Annotated in this window: 20 protein-coding genes and 1 pseudogene; 11 read left to right on the forward strand and 10 right to left on the reverse strand. The window is 44.8% G+C overall.

The window, feature by feature from the left end; all coding sequences use genetic code 11:
• Positions 1 to 178 precede the first annotated feature (178 nt).
• On the reverse strand, positions 179 to 1,792 hold the full coding sequence (locus C4H11_RS10080; RefSeq protein ID WP_106041701.1) for a SusD/RagB family nutrient-binding outer membrane lipoprotein: 1,614 nt from the start codon (positions 1,790 to 1,792) through the stop codon (positions 179 to 181).
• A 103-nt stretch (positions 1,793 to 1,895) separates the two neighbouring features.
• The gene (locus C4H11_RS10085) at positions 1,896 to 5,081 is read right to left on the reverse strand and encodes a SusC/RagA family TonB-linked outer membrane protein (RefSeq protein ID WP_106041703.1); all 3,186 of its coding nucleotides are present in this window, start codon (positions 5,079 to 5,081) and stop codon (positions 1,896 to 1,898) included.
• Positions 5,082 to 5,438: 357 nt separating this feature from the next.
• Here C4H11_RS10085 and C4H11_RS14715 point away from each other — a divergent pair.
• Together C4H11_RS14715 and C4H11_RS10095 are read left to right on the forward strand one after the other, a co-directional pair.
• Positions 5,439 to 5,779, forward strand: a pseudogene (locus C4H11_RS14715) (transposase); the annotation flags it as partial.
• 65 nt (positions 5,780 to 5,844) lie between these two features.
• Positions 5,845 to 6,828 (forward strand): IS982 family transposase, encoded by a 984-nt coding sequence (locus C4H11_RS10095; RefSeq protein ID WP_106040391.1) that lies wholly within the window; start codon positions 5,845 to 5,847, stop codon positions 6,826 to 6,828.
• A 93-nt stretch (positions 6,829 to 6,921) separates the two neighbouring features.
• Here the strand turns inward: C4H11_RS10095 and C4H11_RS10100 are convergent, their stop codons facing one another.
• The 3 genes from C4H11_RS10100 to C4H11_RS10110 are packed head-to-tail and all read right to left on the reverse strand — an operon-like array spanning position 6,922 to position 8,663.
• Positions 6,922 to 7,227, reverse strand: a complete 306-nt coding sequence (locus C4H11_RS10100) for a DUF4834 family protein (RefSeq protein WP_106041707.1) — start codon at positions 7,225 to 7,227, stop codon at positions 6,922 to 6,924.
• Positions 7,228 to 7,258: 31 nt separating this feature from the next.
• Entirely contained in the window at positions 7,259 to 7,966 is a 708-nt protein-coding gene (gene pssA, locus C4H11_RS10105) for a CDP-diacylglycerol--serine O-phosphatidyltransferase (protein WP_106041709.1), read from the reverse strand.
• 10 nt (positions 7,967 to 7,976) lie between these two features.
• Positions 7,977 to 8,663 (reverse strand): phosphatidylserine decarboxylase family protein, encoded by a 687-nt coding sequence (locus C4H11_RS10110; protein WP_106041711.1) that lies wholly within the window; start codon positions 8,661 to 8,663, stop codon positions 7,977 to 7,979.
• Between the two features lie 169 nt (positions 8,664 to 8,832).
• Between C4H11_RS10110 and dnaE the strand changes: the two genes are divergently transcribed.
• From dnaE to C4H11_RS10125, 3 genes are all read left to right on the forward strand, one after another.
• The gene (gene dnaE, locus C4H11_RS10115) at positions 8,833 to 12,630 is read left to right on the forward strand and encodes a DNA polymerase III subunit alpha (RefSeq protein WP_106041713.1); all 3,798 of its coding nucleotides are present in this window, start codon (positions 8,833 to 8,835) and stop codon (positions 12,628 to 12,630) included.
• Positions 12,631 to 12,807: 177 nt separating this feature from the next.
• Complete coding sequence (gene trxA / locus C4H11_RS10120; protein ID WP_106041715.1) at positions 12,808 to 13,122, forward strand: thioredoxin; 315 nt, start codon at positions 12,808 to 12,810, stop codon at positions 13,120 to 13,122.
• Between the two features lie 41 nt (positions 13,123 to 13,163).
• Positions 13,164 to 13,496, forward strand: a complete 333-nt coding sequence (locus C4H11_RS10125; protein ID WP_106041717.1) for a hypothetical protein — start codon at positions 13,164 to 13,166, stop codon at positions 13,494 to 13,496.
• A gap of 114 nt (positions 13,497 to 13,610) precedes the next feature.
• Here C4H11_RS10125 and C4H11_RS10130 read toward each other — a convergent pair whose 3' ends face one another.
• The 4 genes from C4H11_RS10130 to C4H11_RS10145 are packed head-to-tail and all read right to left on the reverse strand — an operon-like array spanning position 13,611 to position 15,592.
• The gene (locus C4H11_RS10130; protein ID WP_106043336.1) at positions 13,611 to 13,829 is read right to left on the reverse strand and encodes an immunity 17 family protein; all 219 of its coding nucleotides are present in this window, start codon (positions 13,827 to 13,829) and stop codon (positions 13,611 to 13,613) included.
• Positions 13,829 to 14,254 carry a tRNA (adenosine(37)-N6)-threonylcarbamoyltransferase complex ATPase subunit type 1 TsaE gene (gene tsaE / locus C4H11_RS10135; RefSeq protein ID WP_106043338.1) on the reverse strand — a complete coding sequence of 142 codons (426 nt, stop codon included), beginning with the start codon at positions 14,252 to 14,254 and terminating at the stop codon, positions 13,829 to 13,831. Before tsaE ends, C4H11_RS10130 begins: the two co-directional genes overlap by 1 nt.
• Positions 14,255 to 14,263: 9 nt before the next feature.
• Entirely contained in the window at positions 14,264 to 15,127 is an 864-nt protein-coding gene (locus C4H11_RS10140) for a metal ABC transporter permease (RefSeq protein ID WP_106041719.1), read from the reverse strand.
• A gap of 36 nt (positions 15,128 to 15,163) precedes the next feature.
• On the reverse strand, positions 15,164 to 15,592 hold the full coding sequence (locus tag C4H11_RS10145; RefSeq protein ID WP_106041721.1) for a phospholipase: 429 nt from the start codon (positions 15,590 to 15,592) through the stop codon (positions 15,164 to 15,166).
• Between the two features lie 229 nt (positions 15,593 to 15,821).
• Between C4H11_RS10145 and rpe the strand changes: the two genes are divergently transcribed.
• The 5 genes from rpe to glmM all read left to right on the forward strand — a co-directional run bounded on the left by rpe (position 15,822) and on the right by glmM (position 21,803).
• Entirely contained in the window at positions 15,822 to 16,472 is a 651-nt protein-coding gene (rpe, locus tag C4H11_RS10150) for a ribulose-phosphate 3-epimerase (protein WP_106041723.1), read from the forward strand.
• A gap of 16 nt (positions 16,473 to 16,488) precedes the next feature.
• Entirely contained in the window at positions 16,489 to 18,567 is a 2,079-nt protein-coding gene (locus C4H11_RS10155) for a ComEC/Rec2 family competence protein (protein WP_234819817.1), read from the forward strand.
• 76 nt (positions 18,568 to 18,643) lie between these two features.
• On the forward strand, positions 18,644 to 19,681 hold the full coding sequence (locus tag C4H11_RS10160) for a DHH family phosphoesterase (protein ID WP_106041725.1): 1,038 nt from the start codon (positions 18,644 to 18,646) through the stop codon (positions 19,679 to 19,681).
• Between the two features lie 103 nt (positions 19,682 to 19,784).
• Complete coding sequence (locus C4H11_RS10165; protein ID WP_106041727.1) at positions 19,785 to 20,396, forward strand: DUF4827 domain-containing protein; 612 nt, start codon at positions 19,785 to 19,787, stop codon at positions 20,394 to 20,396.
• 18 nt (positions 20,397 to 20,414) lie between these two features.
• Positions 20,415 to 21,803 carry a phosphoglucosamine mutase gene (gene glmM, locus C4H11_RS10170; RefSeq protein WP_106041729.1) on the forward strand — a complete coding sequence of 463 codons (1,389 nt, stop codon included), beginning with the start codon at positions 20,415 to 20,417 and terminating at the stop codon, positions 21,801 to 21,803.
• Between the two features lie 15 nt (positions 21,804 to 21,818).
• On the opposite strand, the gene C4H11_RS10175 is transcribed toward glmM, so the two are convergent.
• The gene (locus C4H11_RS10175; protein ID WP_106041731.1) at positions 21,819 to 23,048 is read right to left on the reverse strand and encodes an S-adenosylmethionine:tRNA ribosyltransferase-isomerase; all 1,230 of its coding nucleotides are present in this window, start codon (positions 23,046 to 23,048) and stop codon (positions 21,819 to 21,821) included.
• 148 nt (positions 23,049 to 23,196) lie between these two features.
• Between C4H11_RS10175 and C4H11_RS10180 the strand changes: the two genes are divergently transcribed.
• Positions 23,197 to 24,330, forward strand: a complete 1,134-nt coding sequence (locus tag C4H11_RS10180) for a DUF2027 domain-containing protein (protein ID WP_106041733.1) — start codon at positions 23,197 to 23,199, stop codon at positions 24,328 to 24,330.
• The last annotated feature ends 25 nt before the right edge of the window (positions 24,331 to 24,355 follow it).

The raw sequence follows: 24,355 nt of genomic DNA on the forward strand, positions 1-24,355 counted from the left end.
CTACTCGTAAAATGTAAACTCCTTTTTGAGGGGAGTGGGAGAGGTACTCCCACTGCAATTCAATTTTGCTCTTTTTTTAGAAGATTTAACCTCTTCCCCGGGAAATCAAAGCTTTTCCGAGGATTCCCCTCTCCCTTAATCGTATTGAAGGGCTTGAGATAATGTGTAGTTGTATGAACTATTCTTTATCCCACCACACTCTACTGGTCCAGGTGTCTCCTCCTTTTATTCTGGCAGCTGCTGCACGATAATTCTCCTCATTCTTACTTTGTTCATCTATGGGGTATGGCAATCTGCGTGGTGCTACGCCGTTTGAAGCATTTTTAGTTGGATATCTATTATAGAATTTTATATCGGGATAGCCACTACGCCTATAGTTTGCCCATGCTTCCAATGGGTCGATGATATGTAGTATCCAAAGTTGTGTGTTTATGCCGTTTAATTCTTGTCCAGAAGTAAGAGGATTTGAAGCAACAAAATCTGTTACTTCTTGTGTTGTAACGGGTGCCCCAAACAAATTCATTTGGTTGATAGCAGCTGCCAGTCCTTTTGCATAGTGTTCTGAAGCAGTACCAGGCACATCCCAATTCCGAAATGCTGCTTCAGCTAAAAGAAATTCAACTTCTGCATAACCCATATAAATATAAGGTGCATCAAATGCCATTAGATATTTAGAGGGCCTTAGGCGAGTATATGCAAGACTAACGGTTTGCTCTTTACCGTTTATAGGCAATTTGAGGGAGCCTGATACATTATATTTTACATTCTCGTCATGCGAGAACTTCTGAGCTTCTACGGTCATCGCTGCATATGATTTTCTTATAGCAAATACAGTATTTGTAATGTCCGTTCTATTAGGGTCGGTGTAGGCAACGTATGCATAATACCTTTTTAATAACCTTGGGTCTTGCATCTCCTCCATAACTTCTGCTATATCTGTCGTCAGCCATGATTGGCTTCCATTTGCTGAGTTAATGCCATACAAATAATTTGAAACACCATTTCCTTGTCCTGTTCCATTTCCTGCATTTTGAACGTTGTCGTACTTAATAAATGCTATGTCATCATTAGAAGTAAATACACCATCCCTTACCGCACTTTCAAATTCAGCTTTGGCCTTTTCAGGATTTACTTTTATTAATCTCATGGCTACACGCAAGCGGAGTGAGTTTGCGAATTTCTTCCATTTTTCAATATTTCCATTATAAAACAAATCACTTGATGGAACTTTTTGGGTTTCATCCAAATTATTAACAGCTTCTTTTAACTCTTTAAAGAAATCTTCGTAAATAAACTCTTGTGTATCGTACTTTGGAGTAAGGATATTATCTGTATATCCTTTTCCTGCTTCTGAATAGGGAATGTCTCCGTAAACATCGGTTAGCCGTTGGAAGTTATATACTTTAAGAACTTTTGCAATAGAGTTTACATTGACCTTTTCTGGATTATCTTTTGTGTTTTCTATTAAATCTATCACATTTTTGATTACTTCAGGATAGCTAGAAAACCACAGTCTCTCACTATATGATTGATTATACTGCCCAACTCCGCCATACTCAGTTACCGCCCAACTGCCGGTCCATTGATTCAACCATCCTCCTGGATAAATAAAATTTCTATATTGCGTGTTGGAATTTGTACCAGGCAAAAACTCTACTGAAGTAAGCATTAAATCTGCATCAAGCGTAGTTACCAAATTGGGGTCATTATTTATGTCATCCAAATTTGTGCAGGAAGTGTAGCATAAAGTAACTAATCCTGCAATTGCCAAGAATAATTTATTTGTATTCATTACATGAGAACTTTTTAATTTTTACTAAATCGCATATATAACAATCTATTCATCTTCATACTTATAAAGTATATATTGATTGCCAAAGCTGTTTTATTATTAGCTATAATTTAACATTTATCCCTACTCCAAAAGTTTTTCGAGAAGGAAGTGAACCATATTCTAAACCCTGTCCATTACCATTGTTATAGTTGGACTCTGGGTCAATATTTTTCAATTTATTATATAATATCCACAAGTTACGTCCATACAGTGAGATACTTACAGAAACAAAAGGCGTGTTCTTTAATATTGACTGTGGAAGAGAATAAGAAAGATTCATTTCTCGTAATTTGATAAAAGATGCATCCATGATAAATGGCTCCGGAGTATTTGTTGATACATTGCTCCAATAGATTTGAGGGTCAACATACACATCATTCTTTACATATTCAGGATTAGCTTCTGTTCCTATGTTTTTGACTCCTTCTCCTAAATACCCTCCCGTAGGGGTCCAATTTTCTGCGGTAGCTCCAGCAGCGATTCTCGCTTGTTCTGACGCATACCACTCTTCTCTACCTTCAAGTGTTGCCATTGATGTACCATTTTGATGTGACATCATTGAACTCATGGAAAATAATTTCGCACCCCATTTCATGTCAAATAGGGCACTTAACGAAATTCCTTTGTAAGTAAATGTTTGCCCAAATCCTATTTTGAAATCGTAAACACCATTTCCTAACACTTTTACATTAGCATCATAAAGAGGTAATCCATTTTTGTAAATTACATTTCCATTGGGGTCACGTTGAAAACCTTTCCCCACAATCACTCCATAAGGCTGCCCTTCACTGGCATAGATATAACCTCCTGCCCACCGAGCTTGAGCTAATTCATAGTTTTTTATTTGCGGATGTAATTTAACGACTTCATTTCTATTGATGGAAAAATTGAAATTAGTATTCCATGTAAAGTCTTTTGTGTTAACTATGTCACCTGTCAATGAGAACTCAAATCCTTTGTTCCTGATTTCACCCGCATTGATTAATGCATAGTTATATCCGGAGCTCACGGGTGTGGACATTCTTAATATTTGGTCGATTGTAGATTGATAATAATAGGTCATATCCAAATTTATCCTGCCATCAATAAAGCGTAGTTCAGTACCCACTTCAAATGAACGGGTCTTTGTTGGTCTTAGATTTTTATTAGGCGTTGCTGCTGATTGTATAGAGAGCATGGGCAAACCATTTATCGTGTATTGAGAAATGCCATAAAGCAAGTCGAGTTGTCCAGGGTCTGTATCTCCGCCGACTATAGCAAAAGAACCTCTAATCTTACCAAATGAAAGAATTTTCTTGTTGATATTGATTAAAGAAGTAAATATTAAGCTGGAAGAAATAGATGGATATAAGTAGGATCTATTATTGGGAGAGAGTGTAGAGGATATGTCGTTCCTCAGTGTCAAATCCAAATAAAGAAAATCTTTATAACCCAAATTCACGGCGCCATAAATAGAGTTGACTTGTTTCCTTTTTTCAATTGGAAGTACCCTTTTGATACGATAATTGGAAATGGACACTATTTTATCAACTACTTGGCCTTCACCTGAATTATACAGATAGGAATCTTTATAATATCTTAAGTTACCAGCGACAAAAGTATTTAGGGATATATTACCAAAACGCTGGTCGTATCGAATCATACCTTCTACATTTGTTTCTGATACATTTCTGTTGGTAACTCCTATTTTTCCCGTTGGAGAAGTAGGAGTGTAAATTGGCTCAAATTCTAATGCTTTAAAATTGAAAAAGTCTGTACTGGGTTTAATTTGTAATGTTATATTTTTGGTAGGCTTATAATTAAAAAGCAAATACCCCATTACCCTGTTTTTTTCTGAATTATTTTTCATTTCATTAATGACCCAATACGGATTAATTCTATATATACTTCTATTCCAATCAGTATATCGTCCGTATTCATCTTTGTAGGATTCATTTAACCACTTTTGGTCAAAGTTTGGGGCGAGACCATTTAGAGCGTTACCTATGTTGCTTGGAGCATCTGAAAGTCCGGGTCTATTATTTACTTTTTCTATAGAATAGTTTACTCTCCCTTCAATAGATATCTTGTTGCCAAGTTTAGAAGCGCCTCGAATCATAAATGTGGTTCGGCTCATATCTGAATTTGGAACAACATCTTTATGTCTTACATCCGAAACAGAAATCCTAAAATTATTACCGCCTGAACCGCCTGAAAGAGCTAAAGAATTTGAAAAGCTACCTCCCGATCTAAAAAAAGACATTATATTGTTCTCTTTATTGCCATAATCTTTTAATGTGTTATTATAAATTAAAGACTGTTGATTTTCATCCATCTTTGCTCCCCAAGCGACTTGTGAAGTTCCCTGAGCATCTAGTATATTGGCTGGAATGGAGCCATTTTTCCCTTGGCCATAAACTCTTTGGTAATCATCCAATTTAGTCAAAAGGCTTACCGAGTTATACTCTGTAGAGAAGTCAATACCAAGAGAAGATTTTCTTTTTGATGCCAGTTTTGTCGTTATCAATACCACTCCGTGTGTAGCGCGAGAACCGTATAATGCGGAAGCAGAAGGCCCTTTCAAAACAGTAACAGATTCAATATCTGAAGGAGAAATAGAGCTAAGTCCATCTCCCAAATCATATCCACCCCATTTTCCTGCACTACCTAACTGCGTGTTATCTATTTGTACACCGTCAACAACGTATAATGGAGAATTATCTCCCGATAATTCGGAGTTTCCTCTTATCAGTACACGAGTAGAACCTGATGCCCCTGCTGTGGTTTGTGATATATCAACTCCGGCAACCTTTCCTGAAAGTGCTGCTATGGGATTGCCTTCTCTTCCGGCTGTCAAATTATTCGCTCCAATCTCAGATATTGCATAACCCAATGCTTTTCTTTCTCTCTTCATGCCCAAGGCTGTAACAACGACCTCGCCCAAATTTTTCTCCATATCTTCCATCACAATATCAATGCGACTATTACCATTGACGCTTACCGTTATACTTTTCATTCCAACATATGATATGTTAAGAATAGCATCTTTACTTACCTTTAGGGTAAAATTACCATTAACGTCGGTAATTGTTCCATTGCTTGTACCGGACTCTACGACGGAAGCACCAATCAACGGTTCGCCTTCTGTCGATTTCACATTACCCAGCAGGGTAATGATATTGTTTTGCGCATTCAACAAAGCGATATTACAAAGAAATAATACACCAATGCTCAAAGACTTTAAAAACAGATTAGCTTTTTCTTTCATAAGCGTTTTTGATTAATTAAATTATAAATTTTTATTTATCAGAAACTATGTTACAAAGAAAAGAAATCAGAAACGTATTAATGTGTAAAATTTCGCAAACTTATACTCAAAAAGCGCAAATTGCATACTATAAGAAACCTGTATTGGTTTGTAATGAAATCGCTGTTAACCGACTAGAATTTTAATCAATCGGTTTCTATTCTCATTAGTGTCCCGTTAGAATCAGGACGGTTTATTAATTAAATCCAACAATTCTATAATAATAGGGGAATTAAATTGTTCTTTGACATCATTTGAATTAGCCTTGTAGGAAAATTCTTATAAAGGAGCGATAATAAGGATATAGATAAAAGTGTAATCTATGGTAAGCTCTTTGCTGACGGAGGATATTGTATCACAGAAGTTCTTCGACAGATTCTTTAAGGATGGAATACTACTTATAACACAACTTGGGGCCGATATGAAAAATAAGCTTATTCCCTTTTATGATAAGATGATGCTTAAAAAAACTTAACATAGAGACGAACAACGAAATATTGAAGAACGCTGTAAAGATTGTACACTCAAGACATAGCTTGTCAACGACTTTATCATGAATCTTGTATCGGCTTAGCTGCATACTGTTTCTTTGACAATAAAATCCTGAACTTGTTGGTGGATGTACCATCGAAGATACTATGCTGTTGATTTTATTTTAAGGATGCTTATCCTTAATTGAAACATATCTCTATAAACCCGTTGGCGGAATTAAATAGTTGGCAAAATGTATAAGAAAAAGTTGCATATATCGCAGATTTTTAGTAACTTAGAGTATTCAATATTTAAGTTATATAATCTCGTTATGTGCAACTTGTATACAAAGTTCGTCAAAATTCTGGAGATATGCAAGGAATTCTCCGAAGATTTAGTTACTGAGGCTGGAAATGTTCGTCGTCCAGGCCCTGTGCCTCGTTTCTCCGATTTGGAAGTCATCGCATTGAGCATGGCTGCCGAGGCTGAGGAGATAGACAGCGAGAACTGGCTGTTTGAAGCGAAGTTGAAGGAGTGCCGTTCTTCCATCCCCAACCTTATCTCCCGCCGTCAGTTCAACGACCGCCGCAAGTTGGTTAGTGGTCTTTGTGAGCAGATACGCAGCCGCATGGCCAATCATATAGATGGTGGCGAGGATTACTTCTGCATAGACTCAAAGCCAATAGAAGTGTGCCGTGTGGCTCGTGGTAAGAGATGTAAGATGGGACGTATTGGTGATTTCCACAAAGCCCCTGACTTCGGTTATTGTGCATCCCAAGGCAGTTACTTCTTCGGATATAAACTTCACGCACTCTGTGGCTTAAGCGGTGTCATACATTCATACGACCTGTCCAAGGCGAGTGTTCACGACATCAACTATCTGAATGACATCAAGCCGCTTTACCACGATTGTAGCATATTCGGTGACAAGGGATATATCGGAGCGGAAATCCAGCTTGACCTCTTCGAGACGGCCAACATCAGGCTTGAGTGTCCCTACAGGCTCAACCAAAAGAACTGGAAGCCGGCCTTCATTCCTTTTGCAAAGGCAAGAAAGAGGATTGAAACTCTGTTCTCACAACTTACAGACCAGTTCCTCGTCATCAGGAACTACGCAAAAGAAACATGCGGCCTTTTTGCCCGAATAGTGGGCAAAGTCAGTGCCCTGACTGCATTACAATACATCAATTACATTAACAACAAACCCATAGGTAGGATTAAGTACGCACTGATTTAATTCCGCCAACGGGTCTCTATAAATATAATGAGGTGGGTGATGCATCTATGGATAAGCCAGTGGTGCTGCTATAGTGGAATGAGTTTCCCCTCGCTATTCTTCGATTTCCTCGAAATCAACATATTCACCTTCCTCTTTAGAAAAGAGTTTTTTGCGTCCCGGGCGTAGGTTGTCTTCTTCGGCCCGGGGGCTTGTGCGGTGAGCATCGCCGGCTTGTTTGTTGTCGTAACCGGAATGACTGCCGGTGTGGAAATCTCTGTCTTGATAAGTACCGGAAGCGGAAAAAGGAGGGCGTCTGCCCAAGCCCAATATGCTTCGTATCACGCTTCCGATAATACTAAGCCCGACAAGTACGATGGCTATAACGATGATGAAGAGAAAAACTAAAAAGTGGAGCATGGATTCATTCTTTTTGCCGTACGAAAGAGGTTTATTTGCCTTTCTTTGTAACGAGTGACAGCAATATATACCAAACGATGATGGCTGCAAAGCCGCAAACTGCCAGAAAGAGGAGAAGTGGGATGCAGACAATGAGGAAGATGAAGCTGATTTTGTTGTCTTTCCATGACAAATTCTTGAACTTCAAAGAGAACATCGGGATTTCCGAAACCAGTAGCCAAGAGAATATGCCGACCAGCAACAATAAACAGATGGGATACAAGCTGTCGCTTGTCAGCCAACTATGGCCGCCTGCTGCCAGCGATGCCCAGAATAAAGCATTGGCGGGTACGGGAAGCCCGACAAAGGAGCTTGTCTGACGGGTGTCATTATTGAATTTGGCCAGTCGCAATGCCGAGAATACGGCCAGCAGGAATGCAAGGTAAGGAAAGTAGCTTGCTATGCTTGCCATTGCTTCGGGATAGTTCATTTCTTTGAATAAAGAAAACACAATCAGGGAAGGGGCAACTCCGAAACTTATGTCGTCTGCCAGAGAGTCCAAGTCTTTTCCGATGGCGGAGGGCGCATTCAGCAGGCGTGCCATCATGCCGTCGAAGAAGTCGAAGACTGCACTAAGGACTATAAAACCGAGTGCGGCTTCGTAACGGGCTTCGAATGCCATGACGCATGCAATGCACCCGGAGAATAAGTTCAGACAGGTCAGGGTGTTGGGTATATGGCGGGTGATGCGGTTTGCCATTACAGTCTTGTTATTTGAGTTTGGCTATCACGGTTTGATTGCCGGTAGTCAGTTGTCCCAGTTTTACGAATACTTCGGTTCCCAATGGCAGAAACACATCCACCCGCGAGCCGAATTTAATGAAGCCCATGTGTTCGTCGATGTAGCACTCTTCGCCCGGTTCGGCATAAGTCACGATGCGGCGCGCCATGGCTCCTGCTATTTGGCGCGCCATGATTTCCTCGCCTTCGGGAGTCTCTATCACCACAGTGGAGCGCTCGTTGTCGGTGCTGGCTTTGGGCAGCCATGCTTTCATGAACTTGCCGTTTTGGTGCCACACTTTTTTAACGGTCCCGTCTACCGGATACCAGTTGGCATGTACATTGACAAGGCTCATAAATATGGATACCATGATGCGGCGATCATGAAAATACTCGTTTTCTTCCACCTCTTCCACTACTACGATTTTACCATCGGCAGGTGCCACCACCACTTTCTCCGTTTCTTTTCCGAACAAGCGGATGGGGCAACGGAAGAAGTTTACCAATATTCCATATACGATGAGGCTGATAACCGCTGCTGCGTAAAAAGGAATCTTGCATTCCAATCCGTAATAAAGAATGGCATTGACAGCCAATATGACGGCCAGGCCACCTGCCAATGTCTGTGTCCCTTCACGGTGTATGCGTATTTTTTTAAGTCTTTTTAGTCGGCTCATGTATATCGTTTTTGCTGTTTTTATTTAATTTGCTTGCAAAAATAGGGTTATTTTGAAAATCTTACAAGGATTTAAACGGAGAAATGCAGATGTTGATAACTTTTTGGGAAATATTTTTGTCAGGTGTGGCAGAGGTTGTAATTTTAGGCTCTCAATAGAAAGGATAGATATGCAAGATTTTGTTCATTTACATGTGCACACCCAATATTCGCTGCTGGATGGTCAGGCCAGCGTCAGTCGCTTGGTAGACAAAGCCATGAAAGATGGTATGAAGGGAATTGCCGTGACCGACCATGGTAACATGTTCGGCATTAAGGAATTTACCAACTATGTCAACAAGAAGAATAGTGGTCCCAAAGGCGAAATAAAAGACCTCAAGAAGCAGATTGCCGGCATTGAGAGCGGAGACGTCGCGTGTGAAGACAAGGAAGCGGAAATAGCTCGTTGTCGGGCCGCGCTTGCCGAGGCCGAGAGCAAGCTTTTCAAGCCGATTGTAGGCTGCGAGATGTATGTGGCTCGCCGCACCATGGACCAAAAGGAAGGGAAGCAAGACCAAAGCGGTTATCACTTGGTGGTATTGGCTAAGAACGAAAAAGGTTATCATAACCTCATCAAACTCGTGTCGCATGCTTGGACGAGGGGGTATTACATGCGTCCGCGTACCGACCGCAGCGAGTTGGAAAAATATCACGAAGGACTGATTATCAGCTCTGCCTGCCTTGGCGGAGAGGTGCCTAAAAGGATAACCAATGACCAGATAGAGGAAGCCGAAGAGGCTATACGGTGGTATAAAAAGATATTCGGCGAAGACTACTATCTGGAACTCCAGCGCCATAAGGCCACTGCTCCGCGCGCCAATTATGAAGCTTATCCGTTGCAACAGAAGGTCAATGCCAAAATTCTGGAGCTTGCCAGGAAATATGATGTGAAAGTGATCTGCACCAACGACGTACACTTTGTTGACGAAGAGAATGCGGAGGCGCACGACCGCTTGATTTGCCTGAGTACGGGCAAGGATCTGGACGACCCCACTCGCATGCTTTATACCAAGCAAGAGTGGATGAAGACAAAGGCCGAGATGAATGCTCTGTTTGCCGATGTGCCTGAGGCCTTGTCCAACACGTTGGAGATTTTGGATAAGGTGGAGTATTACTCCATCGACCATGCGCCTATCATGCCCACTTTTGCCATTCCGACGGAGTTCGGGACAGAGGAAGAGTATCGGCGGAAATATACGGAGAAAGATTTATTCGATGAGTTTACCCGGGATGAAAACGGGAAGACGGTATTGAATGAGGAAAAAGCCAATGCCAAGATTAAGCAGTTGGGCGGTTACGATAAATTGTATCGCATCAAGTTGGAAGCCGACTATCTGGCGAAGTTGGCATTCGACGGTGCGAAGAATTTGTATGGTGACCCTTTGTCGGATGAGGTGAAAGAGCGTTTGGTTTTTGAGTTGCATATCATGAAGACGATGGGTTTTCCGGGATACTTCTTGATTGTCCAGGATTTTATCAATGCCGCCCGTACGCAATTGGGCGTTTCTGTGGGGCCGGGGCGCGGTTCGGCGGCCGGTTCGGCTGTGGCTTATTGTCTGGGTATTACGAAAATAGACCCCATTCAGTATGACTTGCTGTTCGAGCGTTTCCTCAATCCCGACCGTATTTCTCTACCGGATATCGATGTGGACTTCGATGATGACGGACGCGGCGAGGTGCTTCGGTGGGTGACGGAGAAATATGGGCAAGAGAAAGTGGCTCATATCATTACGTATGGCACGATGGCTACCAAAATGGCTATCAAAGATGTGGCTCGCGTACAGAAACTGCCTTTGAGCGAATCGGATAGATTGTGCAAGCTTGTGCCGGATAAAATTCCCGATAAGAAGCTTAATCTGCCGAATGCCATTGCGTATGTGCCCGAATTGCAGGCTGCCGAGGCATCGCCCGACCCGTTGGTGCGCGATACGATGAAGTATGCCAAGATGCTGGAAGGCAACGTGCGTGGCACGGGTGTACACGCTTGCGGTACCATTATTTGCCGGGATGATATCACGGATTGGGTACCTGTGAGCACGGCAGACGATAAGGAGACGGGCGAGAAGATGCTTGTTACTCAATACGAGGGTTCGGTAATCGAAGATACGGGGTTGATCAAGATGGACTTTTTGGGATTGAAAACTCTGTCCATCATTAAAGAGGCTGTCGCCAATGTGCGGTTGCACCGCGGACAGGAGATAGATATAGATAAGATTTCCATCGACGATCCTGCCACTTATAAACTCTATTGCGACGGGCGGACCGTCGGCACGTTCCAGTTTGAGTCGGCCGGTATGCAGAAGTATTTGCGCGAGCTACAGCCCGGTACGTTTGAAGACTTGATTGCCATGAATGCCCTTTATCGTCCGGGGCCTATGGATTATATTCCGGATTTCATTGACCGTAAATGGGGCCGCAAGCCCATCGAGTACGATATTCCGATTATGGAAAAGTACTTGAAGGATACGTATGGCATTACGGTTTATCAGGAGCAGGTCATGCTATTGTCTCGTTTGTTGGCCGATTTTACCCGTGGCGAATCCGATGCTTTGCGTAAGGCGATGGGTAAGAAGTTGCGCGACAAGTTGGATCATATGAAGCCTAAATTCATTTCAGGCGGACAGAAGAACGGGCACGACCCGAAAGTGCTTGAGAAAATCTGGGGGGACTGGGAGAAATTTGCTTCCTATGCTTTCAACAAGTCGCATGCCACGTGTTATTCATGGGTGGCTTATCAGACTGCTTATCTGAAAGCGAACTATCCGGCCGAGTATATGGCTGCCGTCATGAGTCGAAGCTTGTCGAACATAACCGATATCACGAAGCTGATGGATGAATGTAAAGCCATGGGCATTAATACGCTGGGGCCGGATGTCAACGAGAGTAACCTGAAGTTTACGGTGAACAACGAAGGGAATATCCGTTTCGGGCTTGGTGCCGTGAAGGGGGTAGGCGAGGCTGCGGTGCAGAGTATCATGGAAGAGCGTGAGAAAAACGGGCCTTATAAAGGAATCTTTGATTTTGTACAACGTGTCAACCTGAATGCCTGCAATAAGAAAAACATCGAATGCTTGGCACTGGCCGGAGGCTTTGACAGCTTCCCCGAGCTGAAACGCGAACAGTATTTTGCTGCAAACTCCAAGAATGAGGTGTTCATTGAAACATTGATGCGCTATGGCAACCGCTATCAGATGGATAAGGCTGCCGCGGCCAATTCGTTGTTCGGTGGCGAGAATGTGGTAGATATCGCTACTCCGGAAATCCCCTCGGCCGAGCGTTGGAGCGATCTGGAACGATTGAACAAGGAACGTGACTTGGTAGGAATCTATCTTTCCGCGCATCCGTTGGATGAATATTCGGTCGTGCTGGAACATGTTTGCAACACCCGAATGGCGGAACTGGAAGACAAGACGGCGCTTGCCGGACGTGAAATAACGATGGGAGGAATTGTCACTTCGGTTCGCCGCGGCATCAGCAAGAACGGCAATCCTTATGGCATTGCACGAATTGAGGATTATTCCGGTTCGGCCGAACTTCCATTCTTCGGTAATGACTGGGTGACCTATCAAGGGTATCTTGGTGAGCGCACATTCCTTTTCATCAAGGCTCGCTGCCAACCCAAACAATGGCGGCAGGATGAGTTGGATTTGAAAATCACTTCGATGGAACTTCTGCCGGATGTAAAGGAAAAATTGATTGAAAAGATAACCATACTCATTCCGCTTGGTATGTTGAATAAAGCTTTGATTGCGGAGCTGGGCGAACTTACCAAGGAGCGTCCGGGCAACACGGAACTTTATTTCAAGGTAGTTGACGCAGAAAGCAAGATGGGGGTGGACTTTATTTCTCGTCCTATAAAGCTTTCTGTGGGGCATGAACTGATCTCTTATTTGAAAGAAGCACCCGGCCTTGACTTCCGGATTAATTAGAAGCGGTTTGTGTAAAAGGTGAGGGTAATTGGTGCATGGGCAAAAAAAGAATGCGTTCATTTCGTTCTGCTCTCGGTTTATATTATCTTTGCTTCATCAATGGAGGAGAGGATGTGCCAACAATTGATAGTGATTTTTATAATTAATAATTAATGGTTGATTTTAATATTTAAAGAAATGGCATTAGCAATTACAGACAACAATTATCAGGAAATCCTGGCAGAAGGTAAGCCGGTAGTGATTGATTTTTGGGCACCTTGGTGTGGCCCTTGTAAAATGGTAGGTCCCATCATTGACGAATTGGCGGCTGAATATGACGGTAAAGTGCTCATCGGTAAATGCGACGTAGATGAAAGCGGAGATGTAGCTGCCAAATACAGCATACGCAATATCCCTACGGTTTTATTCTTCAAGGACGGGAAGTTGGTGGACAAGCAGGTGGGCTCTGCTCAGAAGTCGGTTTACATGGATAAGATAAATGCGTTGTTATAATCGTAAAAAATAAAAGCAATAACCCTTTAAAGTATATCAGTATGGGAATGGAAGACGATTTTTTACAGAATGATCTTGATGATGAAAAGACCATCGAATACATCAAGAACTATTTGCCGCAAGAGTTGAAGGAAAAGTTTTCCGACGACGAATTTTATTATTTTCTCGATTTAATTGACGAGTATTATTCCGAAAGCGGCATTCTTGATGCGCAGCCTGATGCGGATGGATACGTCGAGATTGATTTAGGAAAAGTCGTGGACTATATTGTCAAGGAGGCTCATAAAGACGAAGTAGGCGATTATGATCCGGAAGAGATTCTTTTCATCGTGCAGGGTGAAATGGAATATACCGAATCTTTGGGGGCAGAATGAAAGGTATTGCGGACAGAAAAAAGGAGAGGCGTCAAAGTCTCTCCTTTGTGTTGTTAGAAGTATGATATCCGGGGATTCATCAATTTAGAGTGCGCTTCTTTGGCATTGGCACGTCTATTTTGCAGATGGCGTATTCAAGAAAAAGAAGGCAGATATGCCGATAAGCATGATGCCCAATGCTCCGTAGAACCAGCGGGCTTGCCGGCGGCCTACATTTTGTACGATGAATTGGGCGTTCCGGGTTGTAAAGAACCAGTCCCAATTCAGTATGGCAGCCAGTAGGGAAATGATGCCTGCTGCTGCGAAGATTCCCTGGACAATGTATTGGCTTATCATTCCATTTCTTCCATTGTGAGCTTACGCTCACCGTTTTCCGCTTCTTCAATGGTTACTTTCACGGTATTTCCTGGAAGGAGTTCCTCTACCAATTCCGGCCATTCGATGAAGCAAAGGGCGCCACTGTAGAAATAGTCCTCATATCCCATATCGTACACCTCTTCCAATTTTTTGATGCGATAGAAATCGAAGTGATAAATCAGTTCGCCCGCAGTGTCGGAACGATATTCATTGACGATGGCAAAAGTGGGGGAGGTGATGACGTCGGAAACGCCCAACTCTTCACATACAGCTTTGATGAAGGTCGTTTTACCGGCTCCCATTTTCCCGTAGAGAGCAAAAACGGTGTTGTCGCCCATTGCGGTAATGAACCGGCGGGCAGCCTCATGAATTTGGTCTAATGACTGGATTTTGATTTCCAACATGGTTTCCTATTTTGACGATTTATTGTTTATTGATGTAAGTCGGAACGGCTTCTTATCTTTACGCTGTAAAGATAGACAAAAACTTTTTCCGGTTTTGCAAATGGCGTAAATAATGATGGAGAAGAATATGATGGATGCCCCCGAAGGTACATTCAGGTAGAATGAAATCATCAGTCCGCCCAGGCAGCTGATATAACCTATACCGATGGAAAGCCAAAGGATGCGGTGGAACCGGTGCGAAAAAAGATTGGCTGTCATCTGCGGGATGGTGAGCAGTGAGATGACGAGCACGATGCCTACCATGCGCAGGCATGCCACAATGGTGAGCGCAATGAACATCATCAGCAGGTATTCAAAGCGTTGCACCGGAATGCCTTGCGAGCGGGCGAACTCACGGTCGAAAGCCACGTATATGATAGGATGGATATAGAGTGTGAAAAAAACAGTCAGAACGGCGGCCAATCCGCCGAGCAGAGCAATGTCTTCTAATGTAATGGTGAGAATATTGCCAAAGAGATAGGCCGATAGATCGGGGGCAAATCCGGGGGAAAGAAAAGTGAATATGATGCCCAAGGCCATGCCCAGTGTCCAGAATACGGCAATGGCAGAGTCTTCCCGCATGTCCTTTCGTTTACTGAGCCACTCTACTCCGAAAGCCGATAATACGGCAAATAATGCAGCCGACAGAATGGGAGGGATGCCTATGTAAAGTCCCAGCCCTATGCCTCCGAAAGACGCATGGGTCAACCCGCCACTGATGAACACTAATCTGCGGGTGACGATATAAGTACCGACCAGTCCGCAGGCAATGCTTGCCAGCAGGCTGCCGATGAGGGCATGTTGGAAAAAGGTGTATTGCAGAAGTTCCATTGTTGCATTCTTCAAGGTTATGAGAAAGGAAGAGCCTCAAGCATGAGGGTTGATGCGACGTTCTCCGATGATGAGAAATACTTCGTCCTTTAAATTGTCGGGTAGCGCAATGCCGCGCAGTTGAAGACTACGCACCCAGCCTGCCACATCGGTGTCTTGCATGGTGTAGAACACTTCGCGGAAGTCGTCCTCTTGCCCCGGGGTGTATTTATCGGGGCTGATGCCAATATATTTGTCCAGCTCCTCATCGTCGTAATACTCTATCTTTGTGCTGACGGCAGCCAACAGGCTGTCGCGCTCGCAGATTTCATGCTGCCCGCAGCATTCCACATCTGCTTCGCGCACTTCGGGCATTGCGCTCAGTTCGCCTCTGTCTATTTTCTTTTGCAGCCTCCGGTTGCGTATCACTCCGGCCATTGCAGCGAGAAGGATGAGGGCAAACAAGCTAATAATCAGTAGCCACATGGGTTTCCTTTCTCTTAAAATCTTCTTTATAATAAGCGGACAAAGATACGTATTGTTTTGCATACGGCAAAATTCAGAGAACAGATGGGAGGCTTTACGAGCCTTTGTGTTTAAGGTGCGTTGCCATATTCCCGAATTCTAAAAGTTACGGAGACTTCGTTGTTGGCTGATTGAAATCTTTTCTCTACATTTGTACGTCAATAAAATGGTAACTTTAGATTGTAGCATTATGAAACCAATCATATCCCCTTCTATCTTGTCGGCCGACTTTGGCAATCTGGCAAGAGACATTGAAATGATAAACCGGAGTGAGGCAGATTGGGTGCACATCGATATAATGGATGGTGTGTTCGTGCCCAATATCTCTTTTGGATTTCCGGTGTTGAAGTATGTCGCGAAGCTGTCGCAAAAACCGTTGGATGTACACCTGATGATTGTGCAACCTGAAAAATTTATTCCGGAAGTAAAGGCACTGGGCGCACACGTAATGAATGTGCACTATGAGGCTTGCGCGCATCTGCATCGGGTGATACAACAAATTCGCGAAGCAGGTATGCAGCCGGCTGTGACCATTAACCCCGCTACTCCCGTATCTTTGTTGAAAGATATAATAAATGATGTGTACATGGTTCTTATAATGAGCGTCAACCCCGGCTTCGGCGGACAAAAATTTATAGAGCATTCGTTGGAAAAAGTGCGTGAACTTCGCGAATTGATAACGCTCACCGGTTCGAAAGCCTTGATAGAAGTGGATGGAGGTGTTAATCCGGACACCGGAAAGCGATTGATTGCAGCAGGAGTCGATGTCTTAGTGGCGGGTAATGCCGTCTTTTCGGCTTCCGACCCTATGGAGGCCATTCGCGCATTGAGAAATTTATGATCTACTTTTTTGATTGATGACCGACAGCTTGCTGCAACACCCTTTCCTGCGCCTTTTGATTCCATTGGCAATTGGAATTTTGTGCGGAGATATGTTTCCCCATGCATGGCCTGCATGGGGCTATTTGTTGCTTTCTCTGCTATTTGTCTTCATGGTGTGTCGATACAAGCGTTCCGATTGTTTGTATGGGGTTGCACTCTTTCTTTTTCTTGTGGGTACGGGCTGTTGTTTGATGGGTCGGCAATTGGAGAAAACGGAATTCTTTTTTCCGGAGAAGAAGGAGGCATATAAAATCCGCATTCAGGAGATGCCGGAAATAAAGGAACGTAGTGTGCTGTGCCGTACTGTTCTGCTGGAAAATATGGCCGGGGATACGGTGACGGATTGCAAGCGGGACAACCTCTTCCTGGTTTATTTTATGAAAGATTCCGCCGCGACAGCTCTGCGGCGGGGAGATGAATTGTTGATATATACCCGTCTTTCCCCTCCACTCAATAATGGTAATCCGGATGAGTTTGACTATGCCCGTTACCTGAAGCGGAAAGGATATAGCGGTACGGCTTATGTGCCTATCGGACATTGGGCGAAAACGGGGCACGATGCGTCTCGCTCTTGGCGCCAAACGGCATCGGATTACAGAGCAAAAATAGTCTCTTTATATCGGCGGTTGGGAATTGAAGGCGACGAACTGGCTGTACTGTCGGCTTTGACAGTGGGAGATAGAGAGGAGTTGAGTGACGATATTGTAGAAACCTATTCGGTGGCAGGTGCTGCCCATGTTTTGGCACTTTCCGGATTACATATCGGCTTTCTCTATGTGCTGTTCCGGCTGCTTTTAGGAGTCTTGTGGAAGCGTTGGAAATGCTTGAAGCTTTTTCTGCATCTTCTCATGGTCTTGCTTTTGGCAAGTTTCGCTTTTTTCACCGGATTGTCTTCTTCGGTAGTCAGGGCGGCCATTATGTTTTCGTTCGGGGCCTTGGCGGATTTGCGGCAGCAAAAGCCTTTGACAATGAATTCTCTGTCGACGGCTGCTTTCTTGATGTTGCTGTGTAAGCCCGCATGGCTTTTTGATGTAGGTTTCCAGTTATCCTTCTCGGCCATGGTATCCATCCTTCTCGTTCAACCTAAACTTTATGCTCTGTGGAAGGTTGAACATCGTTTTCTGCGTAATGCATGGAGGTTGTTGACCGTTTCTGTTGCCGCTCAATTAGGAACAGCTCCATTGACTCTGCTTTATTTTTCTCGTTTCTCTACTCATTTTCTGTTCACGAATCTTTGGATCATTCCTTGGGTGTCGCTCATCCTCTATTCGGCGGTACTTCTTTGGGTGCTTACCCCATTTCCTTTTGTGCAGCATCTGTTTGCAGAGGTGATAGAGGCATTGGTGCGTATGCAGAATGCCGCACTTCGGTGGATAGAGCATCTTCCTTTCGCCTCGATAGACGGCATTTGGATGGATAACCGGGATGTGCTGCTTTGCTTTTTCTTTTTAGCGGCGGTATATTACAGTAGTGCGCATCGTACAGCCCGTAACATTCGTTTTTCTTTCTTTGTTTTGCTGTTTGCTGTTTCCTATCACGCTCTTTCCGCAATGTTCAATGTTCCCCGGCAGAGCATTGCTTTCTATAATGTACGAGGATGTCCGGCTGTTCATTGCATGACAGACAGCCGTCACTCCTGGCTGGTGACCGCTGATAGCTTATCTGATGTCTCGCGTCTCTGTCGCAGTCTTTCTTCCCATTGGAACAGGCTGCACTTGGAGCCTCCTTCTCTTATTACCGGAGATTATGCGGCTTCTGAATTGCAGGTACGGAATGGGGTGGTGCTTTATGCCGGTAAACGGATTTGTTTTCTCCAAGATACCGGCTGGCAGAATAAGATATCGGCGCATCCCATTTTTGTAGATTACCTATATCTTTCACGAGGCTATAAAGGAAGAATAGAAGAATTAACCTCTTTGTTCTCTATTGGGACGGTGGTGATTGATTCCTCCCTTTCGAACTATTATAGAGACAGAATAATACACGACTGCATTCGTTTTGGAATCTCTTATCTTTCTCTTTCCGAAAAAGGTTCTTATCGTATTTTATTATAAACCACAAACTTTTCGTACTTTTGCCTTCCCAATTTATGGACAATGAATAGAAAATCGTAATATCGTAAATAAATATATGCTGACCAAAGTAATAGAACAAGCTAAGATAGACCATTTCATCAAATGGCTCGATCGTGCAGATAAGATAGTAATCGTTTCCCATGTGGGACCTGATGGAGATGCTATTGGCTCTTCCTTGGGGCTGTGGCATTTTCTTGATTCACTGGGAAAAACAGCAAATATCATAGTGCCGAATGCTTTCCCTGATTTCCTGAAATGGATGCCCGGAAGTAAAGAGGTTTTGTTTTACGACCGTTATAAAGAGTTTGCCGACAAGTTGATAGCCGAAGCGGATGTCATCTGTTGCCTTGATTTCAATGCCATTCATCGGATTGACGCAATGGGGAGCGCCATTCTTGCCGCTCAAGCAAGGAAAATATTGATAGACCATCATCCTCATCCTGAGGACTTCTGCAAGATTATCATTTCTCATCCGGAGATATCTTCGACCTCGGAACTCGTCTTTCGTCTGATTTGCCGCATGGGCTATTTCAGTGATATCTCAAAAGAAGGGGCGGAATGCATCTATACGGGGATGATGACCGATACCGGCGGATTCACCTATAACTCCAACAATCGTGAAATTTATTTCATTATCAGTGAGTTGCTATCAAAAGGCATAGACAAGGATGATATCTATCGTAAAGTCTATAATACTTATTCCGAAAGCCGTCTGCGTTTGATGGGATATGTCTTGTCGCAGATGAAAGTGTATCCCGCCCATCATGCGGCCCTTATTTCTTTGACCAAAGAGGAACAAGGGCGGTTCGATTATATCCGGGGAGATAGTGAAGGCTTTGTGAATATACCGCTAAGCATCAGAGGAGTTGTTTTTTCCTGCTTCCTGCGTGAAGATACGGAAAAGCCGATGATAAAGATTTCTTTACGTTCGGTGGGCACATTCCCATGCAATAAGCTGGCAGCCGAGTTCTTCAATGGAGGCGGACATCTGAATGCCTCCGGCGGTGAATTTTATGGGACAATGGAAGAGGCGAGAGAAGTTCTTGAACAGGCTTTGGAGAAGTACAAGCCACTGCTTTGTGCCAAAGGATAAAAAAAGTCCGGTTGTAAAGGTTAAAAGTTACGAACTTTCCACTTGTCGTTTTCTGTTTTCAAGGAAATCAGATATTTTTGTAGAAATTTACTAAATCACAGAAATGAAGAAACTTACTTTATTCTTTTTTGCCTTGTTTGCTTTGGGACTTGCTTTTCAGGCATGTGATAATACCAAAACGTACGCTGAAATGCTGGAGGATGAGAAGAATGCCATCAAAGCGTTTATCAAAGACAGTAATATTGTCGTTATTTCCCAAAGCGAGTTTTATGCGCAGGATTCGACGACGGATGTGAGCAAGAATGAATATGTGCAATTGGCCAGTGGGGTATATATGCAGATTGTGGACAAAGGTTCGGCCAATCCTGCCGATTCGATAAAACCCAATGACTTGATTTTGGTGCGCTTTGAAGAGCATGGTTTGATGGCTGTTAATGGATCGAAATCTTATCTCTCTAATTTGAGTGAACCGACGATTGTGGACGAATTCAGATATACGGTCACCTCTTCATCCATTGCCGGGCTTTTTATTCAAGGATATATGCGGGCGTCTTATGGCACGTCTGTACCTGCCGGCTGGTTGGTGGCTTTAAGCTATGTCCGCGATGGAGCTCACGTAAAATTGATTGTTCCTTCCAAAATGGGGCAAAGAAAGGCTATGCAGCAGGTTTATCCTTATTTTTATGACATACATAAATTCCAAGTTTGGAACTAATATTTTAATTATTGACCTATGACTCTAATCAAATCTATCTCAGGGATTCGTGGAACCATTGGCGGAGGTGCCGGCGAGGGGTTGAATCCGCTTGACATCGTAAAGTTCACTTCGGCCTATGCAACACTGATTCGTAAAACGTGTACTGTAAAGAACAACAAAATCGTAGTGGGACGCGATGCCCGTATTTCGGGCGAAATGGTCAAGAACGTGGTGGTAGGCACGCTGATGGGCATGGGCTGGGATGTGGTAGACATTGATTTGGCTTCCACCCCCACGACCGAACTGGCCGTTACGATGGAAGGCGCCAGCGGAGGCATCATCCTGACCGCCTCGCACAATCCCAAACAGTGGAATGCCCTGAAACTGCTGAACGAGAAAGGAGAGTTCCTGAATGCCGCTGAAGGACAGGAAGTACTCCGCATCGCTGCCGAAGAGGCATTCTGCTATGCCGAGGTGGACCGCCTCGGTTCCTATCGCAAGGACTTGACGTATAACCAAAAGCATATAGACAGCGTGCTGGCGCTCGACTTGGTGGACGTGGAGGCCATCCGGAAGGCCGACTTCCGCGTAGCCATCGACTGCGTGAACTCTGTGGGCGGCATCATCCTGCCACAGTTGCTGGAGCAGCTTGGCGTTCGGCATGTAGAGAAGCTCTACTGCGAGCCTACCGGAGACTTCCAACACAACCCCGAACCTCTGGAAAAGAACTTGGGCGACATCATGAACCTGATGAAAGGCGGCAAGGCAGACGTCGCTTTCGTTGTAGACCCCGACGTAGATCGTCTGGCCATGATTTGCGAAGACGGCAGGATGTACGGCGAAGAATACACGCTGGTCACCGTGGCCGACTATGTCTTGAAGCATACTCCCGGCAACACGGTCTCCAACTTGAGTTCGACCCGTGCTTTGCGCGACGTCACCCGCAAGTACGGACAGCAATATTACGCCTCTGCCGTGGGCGAAGTGAATGTGACCACCAAGATGAAAGAAGTAGGCGCCGTCATCGGCGGTGAAGGCAATGGCGGAGTCATCTATCCGGCCAGTCATTACGGCCGTGATGCGTTGGTGGGTATCGCTTTGTTCCTGAGTCATCTGGCGCACGAGGGCAAGAAGGTCAGCGAGTTGCGTGCCTCCTATCCCGCCTACTTCATGGCAAAGAACCGGGTAGACCTGACTCCCGATACGGATGTAGACGCCATTCTTGCCAAAGTAAAAGCACTCTATAAAAACGAAGAGATCAATGATATAGACGGTGTGAAGATTGACTTCCCCGACAAATGGGTGCACCTGCGCAAGAGCAACACGGAACCGATTATCCGTGTGTATAGCGAAGCCTCCACACCGGAAGCCGCCGAGGAAATCGGACGACAGATCATGAAGGTGATTGAGGACTTGGCGAAATAAGACGATTAAGCCGTATCAGGGTATCAATAACGACGAGTCTCCATAGCTCAGGAACCTGAAATCATGGCTGAGCGCATAGTCATAAATCCTTCGCCAGTCGCCTTGCACGAAAGCCGAGACGAGTAGCAGCAGGGTGCTTTGCGGCTGGTGGAAGTTGGTGATCATGGCTTTTACTATCTGATATTCATACCCCGGAGCAAGAATGATTTGCGTGCTGGTGTGCAAGGCATCCATGCTGTGCCGTTCGAGGTAGGAGAGCACGGCTTGCAGTGCCTCTATGGCGGGGACGGCGGAGGCTGCATCCTGCATTTCGTAGGGTTGCCATTGCCTGACGTGCAGCTCTTCTTCCGTCGCTTCGGGGTTGTTCAGCAGCGTAATCCCGATGTGGTAGAGGCTCTCCAGTGTGCGTACCGAGGTAGTGCCTACGGCAATGGCTTTTCCCCCGTGCATGATCAGTTTTTCCAATGTGCTGCGTGAAACGGAGATATACTCCGTGTGCATTTCGTGGCCTGCTATCTCCTCGCTCTTCACGGGTTTGAAAGTACCTGCTCCTACATGCAGTGTCAGCTCTTCCGTGTCTATGCCTTTGGTGCGAAGGGCCTCCAGCACATGCGGGGTGAAATGAAGTCCCGCGGTAGGGGCGGCCACGGAACCTTTTATTTTGGAATACACCGTCTGATAAGTTTCTTTGTCGCTCTCCTGCGTCTCCCGGTTCAGATAGGGTGGAATGGGCAGTTCACCGAATACCTCCAGGATGTCGGCGAATGTCACTTCCGAATTGTTCCAGCGGAAGTCCACCCAATGACTCGTGCCTCGGCATTCGCCGCGTTCGGCGGTCAGGACGATTGCCCGGCTTTTCACCGTCATTTCCCGTTTCAGTGTTCCTTCTTTCCATTTCTTCAGATTGCCCACCATGCAAAGCCAGGCAGTGTGTTCGGTCTGCTGGAAGTTGAGCGCATAATCGTTAGGCTGTACCGGTTCCAGACAAAATACTTCAATCAGGGCGCCTGTCTCTTTGCGGAAGTGCAGGCGGGCCTGAATCACTTTGGTATTGTTGAATATCATCAGGCTGCCTGTCGGAAGATAGTCGGGAAGCGAGGTGAATGTGTCTTCCGAAATCTTGCCATGATGGTAAATCAATAATTTCGACCGGTCGCGTACCGGTAGCGGAAACTTGGCGATGCGGTCGTCCGGTAACACGTAGTTAAATTCACTGATATGGATGTGTTTAGGATTCTGTTCCATGAGTATATGCTTTTTCGGAGGGCAAAGGTACGGATATTTATCGTTTTTTTCTATCTTTTTCTATTCTGTTGCCTTATCTTTGCACTGTCGGTGGCGGCTTTGGCAGCTTCTGCCGTAAATCATAATTTGAAGAACAATAAACAAGAAGATGAAAATAGGAGATAAAGTACGTTTCCTGAGCGAGGTAGGGGGCGGTGTAGTGACAGGCTTTCAAGGAAAGAACATTGTGTTGGTGGAAGATGCCGACGGTTTCGACATACCGATGCCGGTAAATGAGTGTGTAGTGATAGAGACGGACGATTATAACATTCCCACGCCGGCAGCCAAGGCGGCCGCCCAAAAGAAGAAAGCGGAAGAGCTGCCTGCTCGTCCGGCTTCGTCTGCTGTCAAAAATGCATCTTTTGGAGGGAGTGTCGTGCCCGACGAACTTTTGCACCGTATGGAGAAACCGCAGATTTCAGTCTATCGCCAACCGGAGATAAAGGGGGGCGACACGCTGAATGTCTATCTTGCCTTTGTGCCCGAAGACATCAAGGCTGTGAGCACCACCTCTTTTGAGGCCTACTTGGTGAACGACAGTAATTATTATATGTACTATACCTATCTCTTTGCCGAAGGAAAGGCTTGGACTGCCTGTTCGCACGGTCTGATAGAGCCGAATACCAAATTGCTGCTCGAAGAGTTCGAGAAATCGGCATTGAACGACCGTGAGCGTGTGGCCGTACAGTTGGTGGCTTTCAAGGACAACCGTTCGTTTGTGATGAAACCTGCGGTAGGTGTGGAGATTCGTATCGATACGGTGAAGTTCTATAAACTGCATACATTCCGCGATTCCGATTTCTTTGAAACTCCCGCATTGATTTATGATGTTGTGAAGGACGATCGTCCTGTTAAGCAGGTATATGTCTCTGCCGAAGAGCTTCAGGATGCTTTGATACAGAAGAAAGCTTCGGACGCTCCTGCCAAACCGCAGACCATCGTTAAGCACGGAGGCAAAAACGAAATCATCGAGATAGACCTGCACATCGGCGAATTGCTGGATGATACCCGTGGCATGAGCAACAGCGAGATGCTGAACTACCAGTTGGACAAATTCCGTGAAGTGATGGAACGCTACAAGAACAAGCGCGAACAACGCATCGTCTTCATTCATGGTAAGGGCGACGGCGTGCTTCGCAAGGCTGTGCTCGATGAACTGAAGCGTAAATATGCCACCTGCAAGGCGCAGGATGCCTCGTTCCAAGAGTATGGTTTCGGGGCGACGATGGTAACAATCAGATGATATTCTTCAATAGTCCGATTCTGTT

It is taken from the genome of Bacteroides zoogleoformans, from assembly GCF_002998435.1.
Taxonomy (GTDB): Bacteria; Bacteroidota; Bacteroidia; order Bacteroidales; family Bacteroidaceae; genus Bacteroides; species Bacteroides zoogleoformans.